21 protein-coding genes are annotated in these 20,925 nt (G+C 61.7%); 10 read left to right on the top strand and 11 right to left on the bottom strand.

Annotated features, from left to right (window positions below; translation table 11 throughout):
- Positions 1-133: 133 nt before the first annotated feature.
- Complete coding sequence (greA, locus tag AC0L2Z_RS24270; protein ID WP_077382045.1) at positions 134-607, top strand: transcription elongation factor GreA; 474 nt, start codon at positions 134-136, stop codon at positions 605-607.
- Here greA and AC0L2Z_RS24275 read toward each other — a convergent pair.
- From AC0L2Z_RS24275 to AC0L2Z_RS24290, 4 genes are all read right to left on the bottom strand, one after another.
- A complete protein-coding gene (locus AC0L2Z_RS24275; RefSeq protein WP_473629520.1) occupies positions 604-993 on the bottom strand; it encodes a type II toxin-antitoxin system death-on-curing family toxin in 390 nt (129 codons plus the stop codon). The two genes, greA and AC0L2Z_RS24275, sit on opposite strands and share 4 nt — an antisense overlap.
- The gene (locus AC0L2Z_RS24280) at positions 990-1,211 is read right to left on the bottom strand and encodes an AbrB/MazE/SpoVT family DNA-binding domain-containing protein (RefSeq protein WP_023800850.1); all 222 of its coding nucleotides are present in this window, start codon (positions 1,209-1,211) and stop codon (positions 990-992) included. Before AC0L2Z_RS24280 ends, AC0L2Z_RS24275 begins: the two co-directional genes overlap by 4 nt.
- Positions 1,212-1,282: 71 nt before the next feature.
- Positions 1,283-3,406 (bottom strand): methylmalonyl-CoA mutase, encoded by a 2,124-nt coding sequence (gene scpA / locus AC0L2Z_RS24285; protein ID WP_473629521.1) that lies wholly within the window; start codon positions 3,404-3,406, stop codon positions 1,283-1,285.
- Complete coding sequence (locus AC0L2Z_RS24290; RefSeq protein WP_473629522.1) at positions 3,403-4,842, bottom strand: methylmalonyl-CoA mutase subunit beta; 1,440 nt, start codon at positions 4,840-4,842, stop codon at positions 3,403-3,405. Before AC0L2Z_RS24290 ends, scpA begins: the two co-directional genes overlap by 4 nt.
- A gap of 257 nt (positions 4,843-5,099) precedes the next feature.
- Between AC0L2Z_RS24290 and AC0L2Z_RS24295 the strand changes: the two genes are divergently transcribed.
- A complete protein-coding gene (locus AC0L2Z_RS24295) occupies positions 5,100-6,647 on the top strand; it encodes a helicase HerA-like C-terminal domain-containing protein (protein ID WP_473629523.1) in 1,548 nt (515 codons plus the stop codon).
- A 121-nt stretch (positions 6,648-6,768) separates the two neighbouring features.
- Here the strand turns inward: AC0L2Z_RS24295 and AC0L2Z_RS24300 are convergent, their stop codons facing one another.
- The gene (locus AC0L2Z_RS24300; protein ID WP_473629524.1) at positions 6,769-7,593 is read right to left on the bottom strand and encodes a L,D-transpeptidase; all 825 of its coding nucleotides are present in this window, start codon (positions 7,591-7,593) and stop codon (positions 6,769-6,771) included.
- A gap of 228 nt (positions 7,594-7,821) precedes the next feature.
- A complete protein-coding gene (locus AC0L2Z_RS24305; protein ID WP_023800845.1) occupies positions 7,822-8,484 on the bottom strand; it encodes a haloacid dehalogenase type II in 663 nt (220 codons plus the stop codon).
- 157 nt (positions 8,485-8,641) lie between these two features.
- Between AC0L2Z_RS24305 and AC0L2Z_RS24310 the strand changes: the two genes are divergently transcribed.
- From AC0L2Z_RS24310 to AC0L2Z_RS24325, 4 genes are all read left to right on the top strand, one after another.
- Complete coding sequence (locus tag AC0L2Z_RS24310) at positions 8,642-9,520, top strand: branched-chain amino acid aminotransferase (RefSeq protein ID WP_091590841.1); 879 nt, start codon at positions 8,642-8,644, stop codon at positions 9,518-9,520.
- 106 nt (positions 9,521-9,626) lie between these two features.
- Positions 9,627-10,223, top strand: a complete 597-nt coding sequence (locus tag AC0L2Z_RS24315; protein ID WP_077382015.1) for a superoxide dismutase — start codon at positions 9,627-9,629, stop codon at positions 10,221-10,223.
- 198 nt (positions 10,224-10,421) lie between these two features.
- The gene (locus tag AC0L2Z_RS24320) at positions 10,422-10,865 is read left to right on the top strand and encodes a c-type cytochrome (protein WP_473629525.1); all 444 of its coding nucleotides are present in this window, start codon (positions 10,422-10,424) and stop codon (positions 10,863-10,865) included.
- A gap of 9 nt (positions 10,866-10,874) precedes the next feature.
- The gene (locus AC0L2Z_RS24325; RefSeq protein WP_473629526.1) at positions 10,875-11,822 is read left to right on the top strand and encodes a c-type cytochrome; all 948 of its coding nucleotides are present in this window, start codon (positions 10,875-10,877) and stop codon (positions 11,820-11,822) included.
- A gap of 10 nt (positions 11,823-11,832) precedes the next feature.
- Here AC0L2Z_RS24325 and AC0L2Z_RS24330 read toward each other — a convergent pair whose 3' ends face one another.
- The 3 genes from AC0L2Z_RS24330 to AC0L2Z_RS24340 all read right to left on the bottom strand — a co-directional run bounded on the left by AC0L2Z_RS24330 (position 11,833) and on the right by AC0L2Z_RS24340 (position 15,561).
- Positions 11,833-12,681 (bottom strand): LON peptidase substrate-binding domain-containing protein, encoded by an 849-nt coding sequence (locus AC0L2Z_RS24330; protein ID WP_473629527.1) that lies wholly within the window; start codon positions 12,679-12,681, stop codon positions 11,833-11,835.
- A 204-nt stretch (positions 12,682-12,885) separates the two neighbouring features.
- Positions 12,886-13,275 (bottom strand): SET domain-containing protein, encoded by a 390-nt coding sequence (locus AC0L2Z_RS24335; protein ID WP_091590843.1) that lies wholly within the window; start codon positions 13,273-13,275, stop codon positions 12,886-12,888.
- A 135-nt stretch (positions 13,276-13,410) separates the two neighbouring features.
- Complete coding sequence (locus tag AC0L2Z_RS24340) at positions 13,411-15,561, bottom strand: S9 family peptidase (protein WP_473629528.1); 2,151 nt, start codon at positions 15,559-15,561, stop codon at positions 13,411-13,413.
- 118 nt (positions 15,562-15,679) lie between these two features.
- On the opposite strand from AC0L2Z_RS24340, the gene AC0L2Z_RS24345 reads away from it, so the two are divergent.
- The gene (locus AC0L2Z_RS24345) at positions 15,680-16,048 is read left to right on the top strand and encodes an SH3 domain-containing protein (RefSeq protein WP_473629529.1); all 369 of its coding nucleotides are present in this window, start codon (positions 15,680-15,682) and stop codon (positions 16,046-16,048) included.
- A gap of 425 nt (positions 16,049-16,473) precedes the next feature.
- Positions 16,474-16,899 carry a Ros/MucR family transcriptional regulator gene (locus tag AC0L2Z_RS24350; RefSeq protein ID WP_023800837.1) on the top strand — a complete coding sequence of 142 codons (426 nt, stop codon included), beginning with the start codon at positions 16,474-16,476 and terminating at the stop codon, positions 16,897-16,899.
- Between the two features lie 91 nt (positions 16,900-16,990).
- Here the strand turns inward: AC0L2Z_RS24350 and AC0L2Z_RS24355 are convergent, their stop codons facing one another.
- Together AC0L2Z_RS24355 and AC0L2Z_RS24360 are read right to left on the bottom strand one after the other, a co-directional pair.
- Positions 16,991-17,419: a SufE family protein gene (locus AC0L2Z_RS24355; protein ID WP_236371830.1), complete on the bottom strand. Its 429-nt coding sequence runs from the start codon at positions 17,417-17,419 to the stop codon at positions 16,991-16,993.
- Between the two features lie 133 nt (positions 17,420-17,552).
- Positions 17,553-17,903, bottom strand: a complete 351-nt coding sequence (locus AC0L2Z_RS24360; protein WP_473629530.1) for a DUF5330 domain-containing protein — start codon at positions 17,901-17,903, stop codon at positions 17,553-17,555.
- A 533-nt stretch (positions 17,904-18,436) separates the two neighbouring features.
- Here AC0L2Z_RS24360 and AC0L2Z_RS24365 point away from each other — a divergent pair.
- Together AC0L2Z_RS24365 and AC0L2Z_RS24370 are read left to right on the top strand one after the other, a co-directional pair.
- Positions 18,437-20,176: a PAS domain-containing sensor histidine kinase gene (locus AC0L2Z_RS24365; protein WP_473629545.1), complete on the top strand. Its 1,740-nt coding sequence runs from the start codon at positions 18,437-18,439 to the stop codon at positions 20,174-20,176.
- Positions 20,151-20,915 (top strand): peptidoglycan-binding domain-containing protein, encoded by a 765-nt coding sequence (locus tag AC0L2Z_RS24370; protein ID WP_419696553.1) that lies wholly within the window; start codon positions 20,151-20,153, stop codon positions 20,913-20,915. Before AC0L2Z_RS24365 ends, AC0L2Z_RS24370 begins: the two co-directional genes overlap by 26 nt.
- Positions 20,916-20,925 lie beyond the last annotated feature (10 nt).

Raw genomic sequence — 20,925 nt, forward strand, 5'->3', positions numbered from 1 at the left:
GTCAGTTGCGCAAAGCCACACAAATTCCCAGCGTCCTGCCGTCGCGCCGCAGGAATCGTGTCACGCCGGATCGGCAGATCCGGTTTGCCGGCAATAGCTTGTGGAGTCGCCACGCGAGGCATAAGCTCGACTGATGAGCAGAGCCTTCACGCGCGAAGAAGATAGCGAAAACGCCATCGCCGGCATCGGCGAGCGGCCGATCAGCCACCATCGCAATCTGGTGACGCAACGCGGCCTGGCGCTGATCGACGCCGAACTGGCTGCCCTGCGCGACGATCTGGGCAGAGCGGAAAAGAGGGCCGACCGCGAGCGCATCGCGCTCATCTCGCGTGATCTGCGCTACTGGACCGCGCGGCGTGAAAGCGCCGAGCTTTCCGTGCCGGAACCGGGCAGCGACCTGGTTCGCTTCGGCATGGGCGTCACGCTGGAAGGCGATGACGGCAGGAAGGTGCACTGGAAGATCGTCGGCGAGGATGAGGCCGATCCGGCCAAGGGGACGATTTCCCATGTTTCACCGATGGCCCTGGCCTTGTTCGGCAAGAAGGTCGGCGAAATTGCCGTGGTGAACGGCAAGGAGTGGGAAATCGTCAAGCTCTCCGACAATTAGACATCGATCTTGATGACATGGTCGCGGAAGAACGCCGCAGCACCAGCCTCGTCGATCTCGCCGGCGGCAACGCCCATGACGAACTCATAGATCGTGCCGTTGTCGGCCGTCAGCACATAGCCGTTGACAATCAGGAACGCGCCGGCGGCGATGATGGCCGTGCGCTTGTTGCCGTCGACGAAGGCGTGATTTCTGGCGATGCCGAAGATATAGGCCGCGGCCAGATCCTCGATCGATGGATCACCATAGTTGGCCTTGTTCTCGGCTCGGGCGAGCGCCGATTCGAGGGCATTCTCATCCCTCAAACCGTGCGCGCCGCCGTGCCGACGCAACTGCTCGGCGTGCATGGCTTCGACCGCACGCCGGCTCAGGAACTCCCAGCTCATTCGGCGAGCTTCTGAAGCGCGACCTTGTATTTGTCCATGACTTGGCGAGCAGCTTCCATCTGCCGCTCGAAGCTGTCGTCCACTGGCCGAAGGGCGATGCCCTTGCTCGTTTCGACGATCTCAAGCTGATCGCCGGCCTTCAGATTCAGGTGATCGAGAATTTCCTTGGGCAGGATCACGCCTTCGGAATTGCCGATTTTGCGAATGGTCGTGTTCATGGATTCAACCCTTGTTGCAACGCCAATTATAACTCAAATTGTCGGTCGTTGCAACATGGATTATAACAAGTTCAGCCGGCCTGCAGCAGCCTATCCATCAGCCGCTCCGCCGCTTCCGGGATGACGGTGCCTGGCGGGAAGATTTCCACAGCACCCGCCTGCCGTACCGCCTCATGATCTTGCGGCGGGATGACGCCGCCGGCGACGATCAGCATATCGTCGCGGCCAAGCTTCTTCAGCGCGTCCCTGAGTTCGGGAATGAGCGTCAAATGACCCGCCGCCAGCGACGAGGCGCCAATGATATGCACGTCGTGCTCGACGCCAAGCCTGGCGATCTCGTCCGGCGTCTGGAACATCGGCCCGACGGTGACGTCGAAGCCTAGATCGGCAAAGGCGGTGGCGATCACTTTCTGGCCGCGATCGTGGCCATCCTGTCCCATCTTGGCGACGAGAATGCGTGGCTTGCCGCCGGACTTCTCCTCGAACGCGACGATCTTGTCCTGCAGCCGATCGACCGCCGGATTGTCGCCGAGCGCCTTGCGATAGACGCCGGAGATCGTCTGGACGGAGGCGACATGGCGGCCAAAAACCTTTTCCAGCGCCAGTGAAATCTCGCCGACCGTGGCGTTGGCGCGAGCCGCGCGAATGGCGAACTCCAGCAGATTTTCGCCGCTCTCCGCAGCCCGGCTCAGCGCACTCAGTGCGCTCTCGACGGCGCCGACGTCGCGCGTGCCTTTCAGCCGCTGCAGTTTCGACAATTGCCGGGCCCTGACTTCGGCGTTGTCGATCTTCAGCACGTCGACTTTGATATCCGTCTCGGGACGATAGGCGTTGACGCCGACCAGGACCTGCTCGCCGGAATCGATCCGCGCCTGCGTGCGCGCGGCGGCCTCTTCGATGCGCAGCTTCGGGATGTTTTTTTCGGTTGCGGCGGCCATGCCGCCCAGGCTCTCGACCTCTTCGATATGGGCAAGCGCGCGCGCCGCCAGGTCATGCGTCAGCCGTTCGAGATAGGCAGAGCCGCCCCACGGGTCGATGATGCGGGTGGTGCCGGATTCCTTTTGCAGGATGAGCTGCGTGTTGCGGGCGATGCGGGCCGAATGGTCGGTCGGCAGCGCCATCGCCTCGTCGAAGGCGTTGGTGTGCAGCGATTGTGTATGACCCTGCGTCGCCGCCATCGCCTCGATCATGGTGCGAATGATGTTGTTGTAAGGGTCCTGCGCCGTTAGCGACCAGCCCGAAGTCTGGCAATGGGTGCGCAGCGACAGCGAGCGCTCGTCCTTCGGCGAGAAGTTCTTCAGCATCAGGGTCGACCACAAAAGGCGGGCTGCCCTCAGCTTGGCGACCTCCATGAAGAAGTTCATGCCGACCGCCCAGAAGAAGGACAGGCGCGGCGCAAAACGGTCGATATCGAGACCCGCCGCGACACCGGCGCGGGCATATTCGATTCCATCGGCGATCGTGTAGGCGAGCTCGAGGTCGGCGGTCGCCCCTGCCTCCTGCATGTGATAGCCGGAGATCGAAATCGAATTGAACTTCGGCATGTGCTGCGACGTATAGGAGAAGATGTCCGACACGATCCGCATCGAAGGTTTTGGCGGATAGATGTAGGTGTTGCGCACCATGAACTCTTTCAGAATGTCGTTCTGAATGGTCCCGGCGAGGTCCTTTTGCGCAACGCCCTGTTCTTCCGCGGCGACGATGTAGAGCGCCATGATCGGCAGCACCGCGCCGTTCATGGTCATCGACACCGTCATCTCGCCGAGCGGGATGCCGTCGAAGAGCTGGCGCATGTCGAGGATGGAATCGATGGCGACGCCTGCCATGCCGACATCACCGGCAACGCGCGGATGATCGCTGTCGTAGCCGCGATGCGTGGCAAGGTCGAAAGCGACCGACAGTCCCTTCTGGCCGGCCGCGAGGTTGCGCCGGTAAAAGGCGTTCGACTCTTCCGCCGTCGAGAAGCCGGCATATTGCCTGATCGTCCACGGCTGCTGGACATACATGGTCGGGTAGGGGCCGCGCACGAATGGCGGCAGGCCCGGATAAGTGTCGAGATGCGGCAACCCCTTGAGGTCGCCCTGGTTGTACAGATGCTTGATGGCCAGTCCTTCCGGGGTCATCCGCTGGCCCTTGACCTCAATCGGCGCCCGGCGCGGCGCCGACCAGCCGATCTGGCTGAAATCCGGAATCATGATGCTGCTCCGATCGATTGATCGATACGGATCGGAAACAGCGGCTCGCACACCGCGACGCCCTCGGTGACCGAGGGCCGCCGCTCCGCCGCCAAGGTTTCGACCGGACGTTCGATCTTCGACGGGTGAAGCGTCGTGCCGATGATGGCCCGGTCGCCCGTCTGATAGGCAACATTGCGGCGTGCGGCGGCCGCCTGAACCCGTTTCTGGATGTGTCCTTGCTGCAGGCTGGACAGCACGCCGCCTTCCGCCTCGATCCGCTGGAATTCTTCCCACGCCGCTTCGCAGAGTTCGGCAGTCAGCGCTTCAACGGCGCCCGAACCGCAAGCAGGGTCGGCGACATGATCGATATGGCTTTCGTTGGCCATGATCAGTTGCGTATTGCGGGCAATACGGCGGGCAAAGCCCGCCGGCAGGCCATGCGCGATCGTATGCGGCAGGATGGAGATCGAGTCCGCCCCGCCGGCTGCCGCGGCAAAAGCGGCGATCGTGGTGCGCAGTATGTTCGTCTCCGGGTCTGCCGAAGTCATCATGCGGAACGATGTCTCGGCATGGATGTTGGCGGTGGCGGCGGAGATCGAGCATGCCTCCTGGACCCGCGCCCACAGCCTGCGCAGGGCCCTGACCTTGGCCATCGATACGAACTGGTCCTGGTCGACGCTCAGCGCAAAGCCGATATGGGGCGCCGCATAGACAAGCGGCTGGCGCGCCTCCTCAAACATCCGGAGATAGGAGACCGCCGAAGCCATCATGGTACCCAGCTCCTGCGCTTCGGTGGCACCGGCATTGTGGAAGACGCGTCCGTCTGCCTCCAGCAGGACCCCGGGCACGCCCATCGAGAAAAAGTGCGCCAGGGACTGCGGCATCGATGCCTGCAAGGCCTCTATCGACATCCGCAACCGGCCGGTTCCGGCAAAGATCGCCGCCGGGTCGATGCCGAAGGATAGGTTGAGCTTTGCCGGGTCTGACCGGCGCTTGCTCAAGAACGCAACCAGCCAGTCGGCCACGGCGCGGCTCCAGGGATGCGCGTCGATGCGGACCTGGATGCGGTTGAGCGGCACGCCGTCCAGCACGGTCTCCAGCGCCTCGGCAGTCCTCGGCAGGCCGTAGCCGAACGCATTCGGCGCGCCTTCGAAGACAAGCGACAATCCGGTGGCGCCCTGTGCGACGTCCTCCAGGGCCTGGGCTTGGGCGCGGCCGACATCCGGATCGTCGATACGCTGGCTGACGATCCACGGCGATCCGGGGTTTGCCCGTGGGAGAGGCTCTGCGGTGACCGAACGATCATAAAGCGGTTCGATGCGGATGCCATCGTCCGTATGGGATACGAGTTTTTCCTCGAAGGATCCGCCGGCCAGGGCTTTTTCCGCAAGGGCCAGCCACCGCTGCCGGTCAGGGTTCGGAAGTTCGGCATCGTGGTTCAAGGCACCGGCCATCCGCTCTCCTCGTCTTCTCGGCCGATAGGCCTGGAACGTCAGTCTACGGTTCCCCGTCGCATATCACAATGCAACACGCGCCCTGCGACGGTGAACCGTCAACCGATTGCCAAACATGGGCAAAATCCGCAAGCTCCAAAACCCAATTTCGACCATGGCCATTGTCGCTGCGCAATGGCGTCATTATACCTGCGGCGAGCCCCGCTACTTTCAATAGATCAGGGCATTCAACACTTCAGGTTGCGGAGACCCGACACATGGCTGACGACATCAGTATTTTCATCGGAGCCAGCCGAAAGCCTGATGACAGCTACCAGCGCGCCGAAAACCTGCTGCTTCAGTATGGCAATCGTCATGGCCTGGTCACCGGCGCGACCGGCACCGGCAAGACCGTGAGCTTGCAGATTTTGGCGGAAGGTTTCTCCAATGCCGGCGTGCCGGTCTTCTGCGCCGACATCAAGGGCGATCTGTCCGGTATCGCCATGATGGGCGCGGCACAGGATTTTCTGGTCAAGCGCGCCGAGCAGGTCAAGCTCGATCCCTATGATTTCCAGGAATTTCCGGTCATATTCTGGGATCTTTTCGGCGAGCAGGGCCATCCGATCCGCGCCACCGTCTCGGAAATGGGGCCGCTGCTGCTGTCGCGGCTTATGAACCTGTCCGAGGCGCAGGAAGGCATCATGAACATCGCCTTCCGCATCGCCGACGAGGAAGGCTTGTTGCTGCTGGACCTGAAGGACCTGCAAGCGCTTCTTGCCAACATCGCCGAACGCGCCGAAGAAATCGGCGCTCGCTACGGCAATGTGACGAAACCTTCGGTTGGCGCAATCCAGCGCACGCTGCTGGTTCTGGAGCAGCAGGGCGCGACGAACTTCTTCGGCGAGCCGGCATTGCGGATCGCCGACATCATGCGCACCACCCGCGACGGGCGCGGCGCGATCAGCGTGCTGGCCGCCGACAAGCTGATGATGAATCCCCGGCTCTATGCGACATTCCTGTTGTGGCTGATGTCGGAACTGTTCGAGGAGCTGCCCGAAGTCGGCGATCCCGACAAGCCAAAGCTGGTCTTCTTCTTCGACGAGGCGCACCTTCTGTTCGACGACGCGCCTAAGGTGCTGATCGACCGCGTAGAACAGGTGGTCCGCCTGATCCGTTCGAAGGGCGTCGGCGTCTACTTCGTCACCCAGAATCCGCTGGATATCCCCGAAACCGTTCTGGCCCAGCTCGGCAACCGGGTGCAGCACGCCCTGCGCGCCTACACGCCACGGGAGCAGAAGGCCGTGAGGACCGCCGCCGAGACGTTCAGGCCCAATCCCGACTTCGACTGTGCTACCGTGATCACGCAGCTCGGCACCGGCGAGGCGCTGGTCTCGACGCTGGAAGCCAAAGGTGTTCCGTCCATGGTCCAGCGGACGCTGGTTCGCCCGCCGTCCTCGCGACTTGGCCCGATCACGCCTGATGAGCGCCGCACGCTGATCACCGAGAGCCCGGTTGCGGGACAGTACGACCAGACCGTCGATCGCGAATCGGCTTTCGAGATGCTGCAGAAAAAAGCCAAGGATGCGCTGGAGGCGGAGGCGCAGCAGCAGGAGAGCGGCGGCTCGCGCTGGACCATTCCAGGCTTCGGCAATGACGATCCCGCCCCCCAGCCCACCGGCGGCAGGCGAGCACCGGCGCCGCGAGCGTCCAATCGCCAGTCGGTGGCGGAGGCGGCGATCAAATCGGTGGTTCGCTCGGTCGGCACGTCAGTTGGACGGGCGATCGTGCGCGGCATCCTCGGCAGCCTGGCTAGGGGGCGGCGCTGAAAGCACCGCATCGGACCAAAAAACTGGGCACCGGTTTTGCTAGGATCCGATGCTCAGGGAAAAGCATCGGACCGGCAAGTTGCGGCACCGAAAGTCCACCGCTCCAGCGCTTTCGACCAGCTCAGAAGATCGACTCCGAGATCGCCCCCGCCGGGCCGAGCAGGATCGATCCTTCCGGGACGCCCGCATCGATCGGAATGGCTTTGCGGTCTGCCGTGGCAACTAGTTCCTGACCGACACCGGAGGTAACGATCACCGGCGTCTTGTTGGGCACACGGTCATAAAGGTCGATAATGTCCTGATTTATCAAGCGAACGCAGCCAGATGACACCGATTTGCCTATGGAAAACCACTCCGGCGAGCCGTGCAGGCGGTAAAGCGTGTCCTCGTTGCCCTCGAAGAGATACAGCGCGCGCGCTCCGAGCGGATTGGTGAGCCCGCCGGGCATGCCGCCATTCTCTTCGCTGTATTTTGCGTACTCGGGCTGGCGGGCGATCATTTCGGCCGGCGGCGTCCATTTCGGCCACTTCTGCTTCCACTGGACGACGGCATCGCCAGACCATTCGAAACCGGCGCGACCCAGCCCGACCCCATAACGAATGGCTTGTCCGCCCGGACGCACGAAATAGAGGTGGTGGCCGGCCGTATCGACGACGATGGTGCCGGGCGCTTGGCCGGTCGGATCGGGAACGATCTGACGCAGAAATTGCTCGTCGATTTTCTCGTAGGGTATGCCCGGCAGCTCGAACCCATTGTCGCTGACCGGACCGTACATTGTTGCATAGTCCATGAGCGGCGGCTCGACGCTGGCTGGCGGCGGCGGCTCGACAGGCCGGCCTGCCGTCGTGGTGCAGGCGGAAACCGCAATCGAGGCGGCGCCGAGCGCAGCGGCGTTGAGAAAGCCGCGACGGCTCAGGCGATAGGGGTCGATTTCGGTTGTGAACATCGTTGCCTTTTTAAGTCTCATATCGAAACAGAACATGAATACGCCAATCAGTGCGGCGCGCCAGCCCTACCAATGCCTGGCGCGATAGGTGGTTCCGATTCTGGCCTGAGGGTGAACAAACAAAGGCAAAGCTGTGACGGTTCAGCCCCTGTTGCGCCGAGGCAACAGGCCCACAGCGCCGCGCGTAATGATCCTTTCCAAAAATCGATTCCGATTTGGGCTCATGTGTCAGCCTGCGGCGAGCAGGCCTTCGAGCGAGGGTAGGATCAGGGCCGGCGGAAAGTCCCGGTATTCCTCGGGCTGGTCGGAGCGGTTGATCCAGACTGTCCGGAAGCCGAATTTGGTGGCGCCGGCGACGTCCCAGCGGTTGGATGACTGAAACGACACCGCACCCGGATAGAGACGCCAGCCTGTCGTGACCATGTCGTAGACCGACGGATCGGCCTTGAAGCGCTTGACGGCCTCGACGGAATAGATGTCGTCCAGAACCTGGTCGAGCGCGGCCGATTTGACCGCCGCTTCCAGCATTTCAGGCGAGCCGTTGGATAGGATCGCCAGCTTGGCGCCAGATGCTTTGAGCGCCTTGAGCACGGCCGGCACCTCCGGATAGCAGTCCAGCCGCCAATAGGCGTCGAGCAGCTTGGCCCTCAGTCCCTTGTCCGCGGAGGGAACCTTGCGCAAGGCGAAATCCAGCGCCTGTTCGGTGAGTTGCCAGAAATCGGCGTAGGCGCCCATAAGCGTCCTCACCCAGGAATATTCCAATTGTTTGGCGCGCCAGATCTCCGACAGGAGTTGGCCGTCCGGTCCGATCTGGTCGGCATGACGGCGGACGGCTGCGTGCACGTCGAACAGCGTTCCGTAAGCGTCGAAAACGTAAGCCGCATGTTGCATGGTGACAGTTTTGCGGCGAGGCAAGGCCAGGCGCAAGCACGGATTGCAATTTCGCATGCCGCTGGCCTTAACAAATCTCAGCCATATCAGTTGACGGCAGACGCCAAAGCATCTTCCAATGGCGAGACAGGACAGCTCTGAAACGCGGAATCAAGCGATGACACTGGCGGCTGCGGCGCAATCCGCGACATGGACCTTCGTGGATGGCGACTGGTATGAAGGCAACGTCGCCATTCTGGGGCCGCGCAGCCATGCCATGTGGCTCGGCACCAGCGTGTTCGATGGCGCCCGCTGGTTCGAGGGCGTCGCCCCCGACCTCGACCGCCACGCCGCGAGGGTGAACGCCTCGGCGATCGCGCTTGGTCTCAAACCATCCATGAGCGCCGAAAAGATCGTCGGGCTGACCTGGGACGGGCTGAAGAAGTTCGACGGCAAGACGGCGGTCTACATAAGGCCGATGTACTGGGCCGAGCATGGTGGCTATATGGGCGTGCCGGCCGATCCGGCCTCGACCCGTTTCTGCCTTTGCCTCTATGAATCGCCGATGATCCCGCCGTCGGGCTTTTCGGTCACCGTCTCGCCGTTCCGGCGCCCGACCATCGAGACCATGCCGACCAACGCCAAGGCCGGCTGCCTTTATCCCAACAACGGTCGTGCCATCCTCGAAGCCAAGATGCGCGGCTTCGACAACGCGCTGGTGCTCGACATGCTGGGCAATGTCGCCGAGACTGGAACCTCGAACATTTTCCTGGTCAAGGATGGCCATGTCCTGACGCCGGCGCCGAATGGCACGTTCCTGTCCGGCATCACCCGCTCGCGGACGATGACGCTGCTTGACGAGTATGGCTTCAAGACCATCGAAAAGGCGCTGTCGGTGCGCGAATTCCTCGAAGCGGACGAGATATTCTCGACCGGAAACCACTCGAAAGTCGTGCCGGTTACCCGCATCGAGGATCGCAGTCTCCAGCCCGGGCCTGTAGCGAAAAAGGCGCGCGAACTCTATTGGGAGTGGGCGCATTCGACTTCGGCCGGCTGACTGGCTAAAAAGCGAACCGGCGCTTCGTTCCGGAGTTGCTCCACACCAATCCAGACCTATGTTAGTCCGGTATCGACACCGGATTTTTCCACGAGGAGTACGACCGATGGCTTTTGAATTGCCCGCCTTGCCCTATGACTACGAGGCATTGCAGCCTTACATGTCGAAGGAGACGCTGGAGTATCACCACGACAAGCACCACAAGGCCTATGTCGACAACGGCAACAAGCTGGCTGCCGAAGCCGGGCTCGGCGATTTGTCGGTCGAAGAGGTTGTGAAACAATCCTTCGGCAAGAACCCCGGGCTCTTCAACAATGCCGGCCAGCACTACAATCACATCCACTTCTGGCAGTGGATGAAGAAGGGCGGCGGCGGCAACAAATTGCCCGGCGCGCTGCAAAAGGCGTTTGACAGCGATCTTGGCGGTTACGACAAGTTCAAGGCCGATTTCATCGCCGCCGGCACCACCCAGTTCGGTTCGGGCTGGGCCTGGGTTTCGGTCAAGGACGGCAAGCTGGCGATCTCGAAGACCCCGAACGGCGAGAACCCGCTGGTCCATGGCGCGACCCCGATCCTGGGCGTCGATGTCTGGGAGCACTCCTATTACATCGACTATCGCAACGCCCGGCCGAAATATCTCGAAGCCTTCGTCGACAGTCTCATCAACTGGGACCATGTCCTCGAGCTCTACGAAAAGGCGTAGGCCTGACTGAGTTGCATAAGAGCCCCGGCAAAACCGGGGCTTTTCTCTGTGTGCCAAATGATCGGCCGCCCTTTTCCAACGACCGTCGCGAAAAATTCACACAAGCGTGAGGCGAATTTCCGGAATTTTCAAGCCAGTTTTGCCGTTATCGATCAGTCGGACCTTCACCCGAAACATCTTCACCATGGAGCCAGTTGAATGAGAAAGCTTATCCTCGCCATCTCGATGCTCGCCTTCGCCGGTTCGGCGGCGTTTGCCGATCCGATCCAGGAGCGGCAGGCCATTATGAAGGAACGTGGAAAGATCGCCGGCCAATTGTCGAAAGTCGTCAAGGGCGAGACCCCTTATGACGCAGCGGCCGTGCTGGCGGCGTTGAAGGCACTGGAGGCAAACGCCGAGAAGTTCCATGCAAAAGTCGACACTCTTTTCCCGGCTGGCAGCGGCAACGGCGACACCACCGCTGCCCCAAAAATCTGGGAGGATATGGCCGGCTTCAAGGCGGTGGAAGGCAAATATCTCGCCGACGTCAAGGCTGCGGCGGCCGCCGCTCCTGCCGACGTCGATGCCTTGAAGGCGGGGTTCAACACCATAGGCGGCGATTGCGGCACCTGCCACCAGACATACAGGATTAAGAAGGGCTGATAGCGGGCGATGCGCCTGCTGAAAAAACTCGTCGGCGCCGCTCTCGTTCTGGGCGCCGCCGGCGCGGTCGCCGGCTGGTTCCTGTCGGCACCGGTCAGGCTCGACAGCGAGACCCTGGCGCAGCTCGGCCCCGGCGATGCCGCCAGGGGCAAGCGCATTTTTTATGCCGGCGGCTGCACGTCCTGTCATGCGAAGCCAGGCTCGCAAGGCGACGCCCGCCTTCAACTGGCCGGCGGTCTCGAACTCAAGACGCCGTTCGGCATCTTCGTGCCACCGAACATCTCACAAGATGCCGAGGACGGTATCGGTGGCTGGTCAGTCGAAGATCTCGCCAACGCCATGCTGAAGGGCGTGTCGCCGAGCGGCGAGCACTTCTATCCGGCGTTTCCCTATGCATCCTACGCACGCATGAAGCCGGCCGACATAGCCGATCTCCATGCCTTCCTGAAAACGCTTCCGGCGGTGGCGGGCAAGGCGCCGCCCAATTCACTGGGGTTCCCGTTCAACATCCGTCGCGGCATCGGGCTGTGGAAACGTCTCTATTTGAGTGACCAGCCGGTGGTTTCCTTCCCCGATGGCACGCCGGATCCGGTGATGGCCGGCCGTTACCTGGTCGAAGGGCCTGGCCATTGCGGCGAATGCCACACGCCGCGCGATTTTGCTGGCGGCACCAGGAAGAGCGAGTGGCTGGCCGGAGCCACCGCTGCCGAAGGCAGCGGCATCGTGCCGAACATCACCTCGGGCGAAGGCGGGCTCAGTGACTGGTCGGAGGCCGACATCGCCTACTTTCTGGAAACCGGCTTCACGCCTGATTTCGATTCCGTCAGTGGCGCCATGGTCGACGTGCAGAGAAACATGGCCGAGCTGACGCCCGAGGACCGGGCGGCGATCGCGGCCTATCTGAAGGCCGTCCCGCCGCACCCCAACGGCTATCCCCCACGCAAGCCGGCGAATTAGTTAGCACCCGTCAGCCGGCTGGTTCTGGCCCATTCTCAGGCCGGCCAGCCTTCATCAGGTCGAGGATCTTTTCAAGCCGGGCGACGACATCGCTGGTTTCCAGAAGCTGCTGCTTCTGTTCGATACTGATCGACAGCAGCGGCGCGAGCGTATCGGCCAGGACACCGGGATCGCCGATGGAGGGCAGGCCGAGTCGCGCCTTGGGCCTTCGTGGAAGCGAGGAAAAATCGATGTTGGCATAGCTCTGATATGTATCGAGAACCGCGCTCGAACGTGCTGCCGCCTCCGCCGATTGGCGACGCTGCTCTTCGACCGGCGCGACCTCCGCCGCCAGAAAGTCGGCGTTGACCAGGTGAAGGATCGCGGCTCGCTGGAGGCCGGAGACCGAGACCTTGAGTATCCCATCCACCTGCGTCTGGCAGTTTATCACGCTAGCCGTGACACCCACCGGATAGAGAGAATCAAGGTTGCCGGGATCGTCGTCGGTCGCCTGCCTCTGTGCGACCACAAGAACGCGGCGGTCGCCTGCCATCGCGTGCTCCACCGCGCGCCGCGTTTTGTCGCGGCCCACGAAGACCGGAACAGTCATTTGCGGAAAGAGCACGAAATCCCGCATTGGAAAAATCGGCAGATCCGCGCCAGAGGACCGGGGCGGGCTGGCCTCGGTCGCCGGGTTCCTAGGCCCGGCTCCGACTGGTTGGCTCGCCTGAATCCTTGCAGCCAATACGTTCCAGTCGCGCAAGCCGAGGACCTTGGCAATGAGCTCGAGGCTTTCGCTGTGGGACAGCGAAACGGATTTGGCGCTCAACGCTTCGGACAGCGTTTGCGCCATGGCTTTTGCATCGCGGAAATCGCGCATGGAATCATCCTTTGCTTCGAAGAACGGAAGACGTCAGAGCTTGCGTTACTGACCCGTTCGTTCGGGCAAAGGGAGCCTGAAGTGGCTCGATACATTCACCTTACCCGGGAGGGCGCAAGCAGCAGGTTGTATTCACCTGTTTGGAAGGTGCGCTGAAGGTCCGTTGTTGTCAATCCTGCCCGCGCTGCATTCCACGCTCCCGATTTACAGGTGGCGGTCGCCGAGGAAATCGAAGCCGGTTTCAAAGAAATGATTGTAGTTGCAGGTCATTTCCTCGCCGGGCGCGATGTCGCGCAGTGCATAAGTCTCGTCGGGCGAGGCGACGTCGCAATTCGGGTCATCGGCATGGTTCATGAAGCGGGCGTCGTCGGCTTCGAAGACGACGAAGTTCGGGTCGCGCCGATCGGGATAGGAATAGCGATCGAGATAGGCTCTGACCGGCCCGGTTTCGCGCTCATAGACCTCGACAGGGATGCGCCGGTCGTAATTGGGATGGAGCTTCCAGACCAATGTGCCGCGGGGAATGTGGTTCTTGGCAAAGACACCGATGCCCTGGATGGGCGATTTGTCGAGATAGACGTCGACGAGCAACATTGCGGACCCTTGCCGTGACTGAATGATTTTTGGGTGGCGCGGCTGCGAGAAGCCGCGCATTGGCTAGCGCGCAGCTATGGCAATTGCGAGCGGAAAATCGACATGGCCTGACCCGTGGTGCGCAAGATCAAGCTTCTACAGCGCCGTCTGTGCGTCCAAAAGGGTCGGCGGCGCTGTGGTGGCAAGGTCGGCCTTGCCCGCCACCTTCAGCGCAAACGCATAGGTGAAGGCGATTTCCTCGAGCCTGGAAAACCGGCCGGATGCGCCGGCATGACCGGAGTCCATATTGATCTTGAACAGCACCGGATTGTCGCCGGTCTTGCGGTCGCGCAGCCGCGCCACCCACTTGGCCGGCTCCCAATAGGTGACACGCGGGTCGGTGAGGCCGGCAAGCGCCAGGATCGGCGGATAGTCGAGCGCGGCGACATTGTCATAGGGCGAGTAGGCGGCGATCGTTCGGTAGTCCTCCTCCGAGGTGATCGGATTGCCCCATTCGGGCCATTCCGGCGGCGTCAGCGGCAGGGTCGCGTCGAGCATGGTGGTGAGCACGTCGACGAACGGAACCTCGGCGACAACACCGCCGAAGCAATCCGGCGCCATATTCGCGACGGCGCCCATCAGCAGGCCGCCGGCCGAGCCGCCCTGAGCGACGATGCGGTCATGTTGCGTATAGCGTTCGGCGACGAGGTGGTGGGCGACTGCGATGAAATCGGTGAACGTGTTCATTTTGTGGGCCCGCTTGCCGTCGTCGTACCAGCCATAGCCCTTGTCCTTGCCGCCGCGGACATGGGCAATCGCGTAGACGAAGCCGCGGTCGACCAGCGATAACAAATTGGTGTTAAAGGCGGCCGGGACCGTGATGCCGTAGGAGCCGTAGCCGTAAAGCAGGCAAGGCGCTGATCCGTCGAGCGGCGTGTCGCGATGGTGGATGAGCGAGACCGGCACCAGTTCGCCGTCGGCTGCGGGCGCCATCAGCCGCCGCGTCACGTAATCGTCCGGGTCGTGGCCGGACGGAACTTCCTGGGTCTTCAGCAGCACGCGCTCGCGGGTTCGCATGTTGTAGTCGAAGACCTGCGCCGGCGTTGTCATGGACGAGTAGGAAAAGCGCATGATCTCGGTATCGTATTCATAGGATCCCGACAGGCCGAGCGAGAAGGCTTCCTCGTCGAAGGAGATGAGGTGTTCCTCGCCGCTGTTGCGGTCATGCACGACGATGCGCGGCAGGCCTTCCTTGCGTTCAAGCCTGACCATGTGGTCCTTGAAACCGATTACCGAAAGGATCAGCCGGCCCGCTTCGTGCGGCACCAGCTCCTGCCAGTTGGCGCGCACCGGGTCGCTTGCCGGCGCAGTCATGATCTTGAAATCCTTGGCGCCGTCGGCATTGGTGAGAATGAAGAAGGCATCGCCGCCTTCTTCGAGGTCGTATTGCAGGCCGGTCTCGCGCGGCGCAACCAGCTTCGGTTCGGCGAACGGCTCGCTGGCGCTCATGATGCGATATTCCGAGGTCTCGTGGTCGTTGATGCCAACCATGATCCACTCGTTGGAGCGTGTGCCGCCGACATTCATGAAGAAGCCCGGATCGGTTTCTTCGTAGATCAGCCGGTCGTTCTCAGGACTGTCGCCAAGGGCATGGAACAGCACCTTGGAAGGACGGTGGTTGGCATCGAGGCGGGTGTAGAAAAACCCGTCATTTCCGGCATCCCACACGCCGCCGCCACCGGTATCCGGAATCCTGTCCGCCAGATCGTTGCCGTCGGCGAGATCGCGGACGCGAAGCGTGTAAAATTCGGAACCCTTGTCGTCGAAGGCCCAGAGAAGCTTGCGGTGATCGGTCGAATGGTCGACACCGCCGAGGCGAAAATAGGCCTTGCCTTCGGCCTCAAGATCGCCGTCGAGCAGGATCTCTTGGTCGCCGCCCTCGCGCGGCGTGCGGAAATAACGCGGCTGCTCGCCGCCAAGCTTGAAAGATGACCCATAGGCGTACGGCCCATCCTTCATCGGCACGGACGAATCGTCCTCCTTGATGCGGCCCTTCATCTCCTTGAAAAGCTGCTTCCGCACCTGGGCGGTCTCGGCCATGAGGGCTGCCTGATAGACGTTCTCGGCTTCGAGATGGGCGCGGATCTGCGCGTCGAGCAGCGACGGATTCCTGAACATCTCTTGCCAGTTGTCGGCTCTCAGCCAGGCATAGTCGTCCGTCCGGGTCACTCCATGATGCACATCGAAGACCGGTCGCTTCTCTGGTTGCGGCGGGCTGGCAGTCGGAAATGCTGGGGGTCGGGTCATTGCGTCTCGCTGTGGAAGTTACTTGTATGGAGAATGAACACGCCGATCAGCGCAGGTTCAAGTGCCGGGGTATATGTTTGCGCCGGGCTCCAGAAGATGAGCCGGAGGAGAGGGAAAAATGAAGTTCCGTTTTCACGCTGCTGCGGCTTTCGCCGTCGCTTCGACAGTCTTGGCCTTTATCGGCCAATCTCATGCAACCGTGTTCGCAGCTTGGCAAGTGACCAACCTTCCGTTTGGCGACACGCTCAACGTGCGCAAGTATCCGGCGGGATCGTCCCAGAAACAGGCGGCCTATCCCAACGGTGCCGTTTTGCAGATGACCGGGAGATGCACCGGCGGCATAAACCTGCTCGACATCGCCAAGCAGCCGGTTTGGAAGCAGGAACAGAAGATCCGCTATCGCTGGTGCGAAGTCTGGCACGATCCGGCACACAACGGCAATTTCATCACCGGCTGGGTCTACGGAAAATACATAACCCCACATTGATGGACGGTGCCGGTCCGCAGGCTGATTTCTGGCTTGCTTGCAACAGCAAATCGCAACCTATGGTTTTGCGGACTCTAAAAACAACCAGATAGCCTGCACCACAACCAAGCATAGCCAAGCATTGAGATTTTTTTACTGGCTCTCATGGATGTAACGGCAGCTTGACTGGGCGTCCGCCGCTGCTGGTCTGCCCAGAAAATATCGCAAAGTTACAGAGTGCACGAAAGGTTGAAGCTGATCGTCGAATATTTTATTGCCATCGATGAATACAGCGCAAGAAGCGAATTGACTTACTTGGTTTAGTGGCTCATTAGGATGCTGCGACGCGAATCGCAGAGGCTCTTTCCTGCAAAAATTTCGCGCGATGCCCGACCTATCAAAAATAGGGCGCAGGTAGAAACAACTCACGTTGGGGCCAGGAAGCCATGGATATTATCGAAACACCTTCCAGAAATAGTGATGCGCTGATCGAATTGACGGCCGACGTCGTGGCCGCCTATGTCAGCAACAATCCGGTGCCGGTCGGCGAGCTGCCTAGCCTCATCGCCGATGTCCATGCCGCCCTTGGGCGCGTGGGCGGGGCCAGTGAACAGCCTCCTGCCGACAAGCAGAAGCCGGCAGTAAACCCGAAACGCTCCGTCCATGACGACTACATCGTCTGTCTTGAAGACGGCAAGAAGTTCAAGTCGCTCAAGCGTCACTTGATGACCCACTACGGTCTGACGCCCGACGAGTATCGTGAAAAATGGGGCCTGGACGCCAGCTACCCGATGGTGGCTCCCAACTATGCTGCCGCCCGCTCACAGCTCGCCAAGAAGATGGGTCTCGGCCGCAAGCGCAAGGGGCGCTGATACCGGCTCCCTTCCCAACCTGGGTTAAATGATCAACGGCGCCTCCGGGCGCCGTTTTGATCTTAGGGCGATGCTCGAGCAATCGATATGATCAGGCGGTCTGCTTCAAGGCCGCCTCTGCGTCGCGCTTGATGCGCTTGACCATGGAACGAAGACCATTGGCGCGTTGCGGCGACAGGTGCTCGTCGAGGCCAAGTGCCTTCAGCGTGGCTTCGGCGTCGGTTTTCTGGATCTCGCTGGCGGGTCGTCTGGAAAACAGCGCCAGCATGATAGCGACGAGGCCGCGCACGATATGGGCGTCCGAATCGCCGGCGAAGGTGACGACTGGGTCGGGCCCCGGACCATACTCGGTGGTCAGCCAGACCTGGCTGACGCAGCCGGGCACCTTGTTGGCAGGGTTGCGTTCCTCATCGGGGAATGGCGGCAGGGCCTCGCCCAGTTCGATCACATAGCGATAGCGGTCTTCCCACTCGTCAAGCAGGCAGAAGTCGTCGCGGATCGTCTGGATCGTCGTAGTCATCACTCCGGATATAGTCATCCGGCGACGCCGCGTCACGGAAAAAGAGGAAAAGCGCGTCGCGTGAGGCCGGTCAAATGCGACGCGCTTTAGCGCGGACGGCCTGCGGACGGTGACAGATGCGCTGAAAAATATCTCAGTTTTTCGCCGGCAACTCGACTTTCGCCGGCAACACGAAGTCTTCCGGCACGCTGCCGGTCGTTGTCGCCGTGTCGGGTTCGGCGGTCTTGTCGTCCAACATGGCGGCCGCGATCCTGGCTGTCTCCCTGGCCCGGGCGGTGATCGTGTGCATTGCGGACTTGCCGGTCTCGCAGACGTCGGGCTTGCGCCCGCATATGCCGGCAATGTCGCCGACCGCCTCACGTGCCGCAAACAACGCCTGGATCGGCCCGACGCTTTGGTGGCCGGTCTCGTCGGAGCCGACATTCAGCGGCAGCGCCAGAAGCACCAGCGAAAACCAGAAAGCCATTCTGATCAGAAAGCCCATCTGTAAGCCCTCATTCGTGACCGGATCATGCGTTCATGCGACATGACCTCTTTATGGATACGATAGTGGCATGAACGCGCAAAGGACGACTTGCCCGGTCAGCGAAAATTTTCCTCAAATTTTAGGCAGATTCGAAACGAAGCATTTTGCAATGGATTTGTCTCAAATCCAGCCGATTTTCTTCACTTAAGGTTAACCATCTATCCAACTGTTTTCCCTATGTATTTCCCAGAAGTTCGGCTTACCGGGGGCGACTGTCAAAGGCGGGAGGGCGGTTCGCCCGGATAACGCTCCATTTACTATGGCCGCAATTGCCAAGGTTTGCCCCGTGCCGGCCTCCCAATATCTGCCTCAGGCCGGGCATTGATCGGTCCTGCCTTATCCATTCCTTAAACGCTGGATGCGAGTTTCAGATCGACAAAAGCATCTGCGAAGCAGGGCTGTTCACGACCAGGTGCGAGTGCGTTGAGTTGAGTTCGATAAGGGCCAGATACGTTGAGTTGCCCGGCGCGATGGCAGCCGGTTGCGAACGTATGGTTCATCCGTCGATCCTCGGACAGAACGACCGCCGGTGCCAGAGGCGGTTTATCGGTGTCATGCTGGCCGCTCCGTTCTTTGCCGCAGGCGCAGCAGTCACGCTGGTCACCTCGGGCATGGGCGTGGCCGTGACCATGGCTGCGATCTTTGCGACGTTCGGCCTCTGCTGGTTTGCTGCCTTGCTGGTGGCAGCATCGGGCAAGATGGCGTTCGCCGGCCAGGTCGCCGTAGTGATGGGCAGTCTTGCTCTTGCCGGTGTCATCGCCGCGGCGGGCGGGATGGCCTCGCCGGTCGCCATGCTTGTCGTGGCGCTGCCGTTCGAAGCCTGGTGGATCGGCGCGTCTCGTCGCGCTGCACTCTGGGGTGCCCTATCCGCATGTGTCGTTATCCTGCTGCAGGCTTTTGCCGGTTCTGTCTTCCCGTTCGGTCCGGCCGAAATCGCCGCCTGGCATTGGCTGCTGCCGCTGGCCTGGGCGCTCACCCTCGTTCCCCGCGTCGCCGCGCTTGGCAGCCCGGCCGGCGCGCAGCTTGATCCGGCGACCGACGATCGGCTCGAGAACATCATCGACGCCGTTGTCCTGCGGGCCGGCCGGCATGGCGAGGTTCTGGATGCGTCGGCAAAGGCGCGCACGATCCTGAAGCTGCAGCCGGAACTGCTGTTCGGTACCGGCCTGTTCGACCGCATCCATCTTTCCGATCGCGTCGCATACCTCAGCGCGCTGGCCGACATGCGCGATGGCGCGCCGGCGCGCCGGCTGGATCTTCGCGTTCGGCTGCCGCAAAACGGCAATGGCCCGACGGCGGACAATTACCGGCCGTTTTCGCTTGAATTGGCGCGCGGGGAAGAGCAGCAGGACGTCCTCACGTTCGTCCTGCGCGAAAACGACGAACTCGCCGGCTTGCGCGAAGAGCTTGCCGCTGCGAAAGAGGCGGCCGCGTCTGCCGAAGTGGCAAAGGGACGGTTTCTGGCGGTCGTCAGCCACGAACTGCGCACGCCGTTGAACGCCATCATCGGTTTTTCCGACATGCTGCTGCATGAGATGTTCGGCACCTTCAAGGATCCGCGCCAGAAGGAATATGTCGGCCTGGTCAAGGAGTCCGGCCAGCATCTGCTTGCCGTCGTCACCTCGATACTCGACGTATCGAGGATCGAGGCCGGCGCCTACGCAACCGAGCCGGAACCATTCCGTTTCATCGAAGCGGTCGAAATGTGCCAGTCGATGATGCGCTTGCAGGCCGACGCAAAGAGCATCGATCTACAGGCCCAGATCGCACCGGATGCAGGCGAGATTAACGCCGACCGTCGTGCCGTGCAGCAGATACTCATCAACCTCGTCTCTAACGCCATCAAGTTCACGCCCGATGGCGGCGATGTCGTCGTCGGCGCCAAGCGGATCGGCTCGCGACTGCATTTCTGGGTCAGGGACACCGGCATCGGCATCGCCGAGGAAGATTTTGCCAATCTCGGCAAGCCGTTCATGCAGATCCAGAACGACTATACGCGCCGCTTCGAGGGCACCGGGCTCGGCCTGTCGCTGGTGAAGGGTCTGGTGGCGCTGCACGAGGGCACGATGTCGATCGAAAGCATGCCGGGGGAGGGCACCACGGTCACGATCAGCTTGCCGGTGAACGGACCGAAAGGACGTTCGAACGACAAGCCCGGCGTACTGCCGATGCCTGCAGCCAAGGCGGAGACGAAAGGGGACAGGCATGGCTCGCTCCGCAAAACAGCCTAGGGCGGTCAAGCGCCGCGGCAATGCCTTCCAACGCAGCGCGGTCGCCCTCGGCAGCCAGATTTCACGCAATCCGGTTCTGGTTGGCGGTTCGACCGCCTTCCTGGTGACGCTGTTCTACGTCTCGGCGAACGCTTTGTGGTATCAGCCCTTTCCTCATGCCGGCGCGTTTTTTGCGACCAGGAGCATGGAGGGCTTTCCTCGAGCCGGCGCCGACGAGCCTGAAACCACCATCAACATCGTGCGGCCGGAGCCGGCCCCGATCAAGAGCGATCCGATCGTCGAGCAGGTCCAGGGCATATTGAAGGATCTCGATTTCTATTCCGGCACCGTCGACGGTATTTCCGGCCCCAACACGCGTAAGGCAATCCAAGCCTATCAGCAGAAGGTCGGGCTCAACGCTTCCGGCGAGATCGACAGCATTCTGCTCGATCAACTGGGCGCCATGCCAACCGCCTCGACGGTCGTGCCACATCCGGCACCCCGTCCGGACGACATGGCCGCGATTCCCGTCTCGGCTTCGCCGGCAGATGCGCCGGCGCAGGCACCCGACGCCCGCATCATCAAGATCCAGGCCGGGTTGAAGGCATTCGGCAATGACGACATGCAACTCGATGGCGTGGTCGGGGCCCGCACCAAGGCAGCGATCAGGGAGTTCCAGTCGCTGTTCGGGCTGCCTGAGACCGGCGAGCCGGACGAGGTCGTCTACGTCAAGATGCGCGAGATCGGCCTGACCAACTGATGAGCGGAGG

This window comes from Mesorhizobium sp. WSM4850, assembly GCF_055811735.1.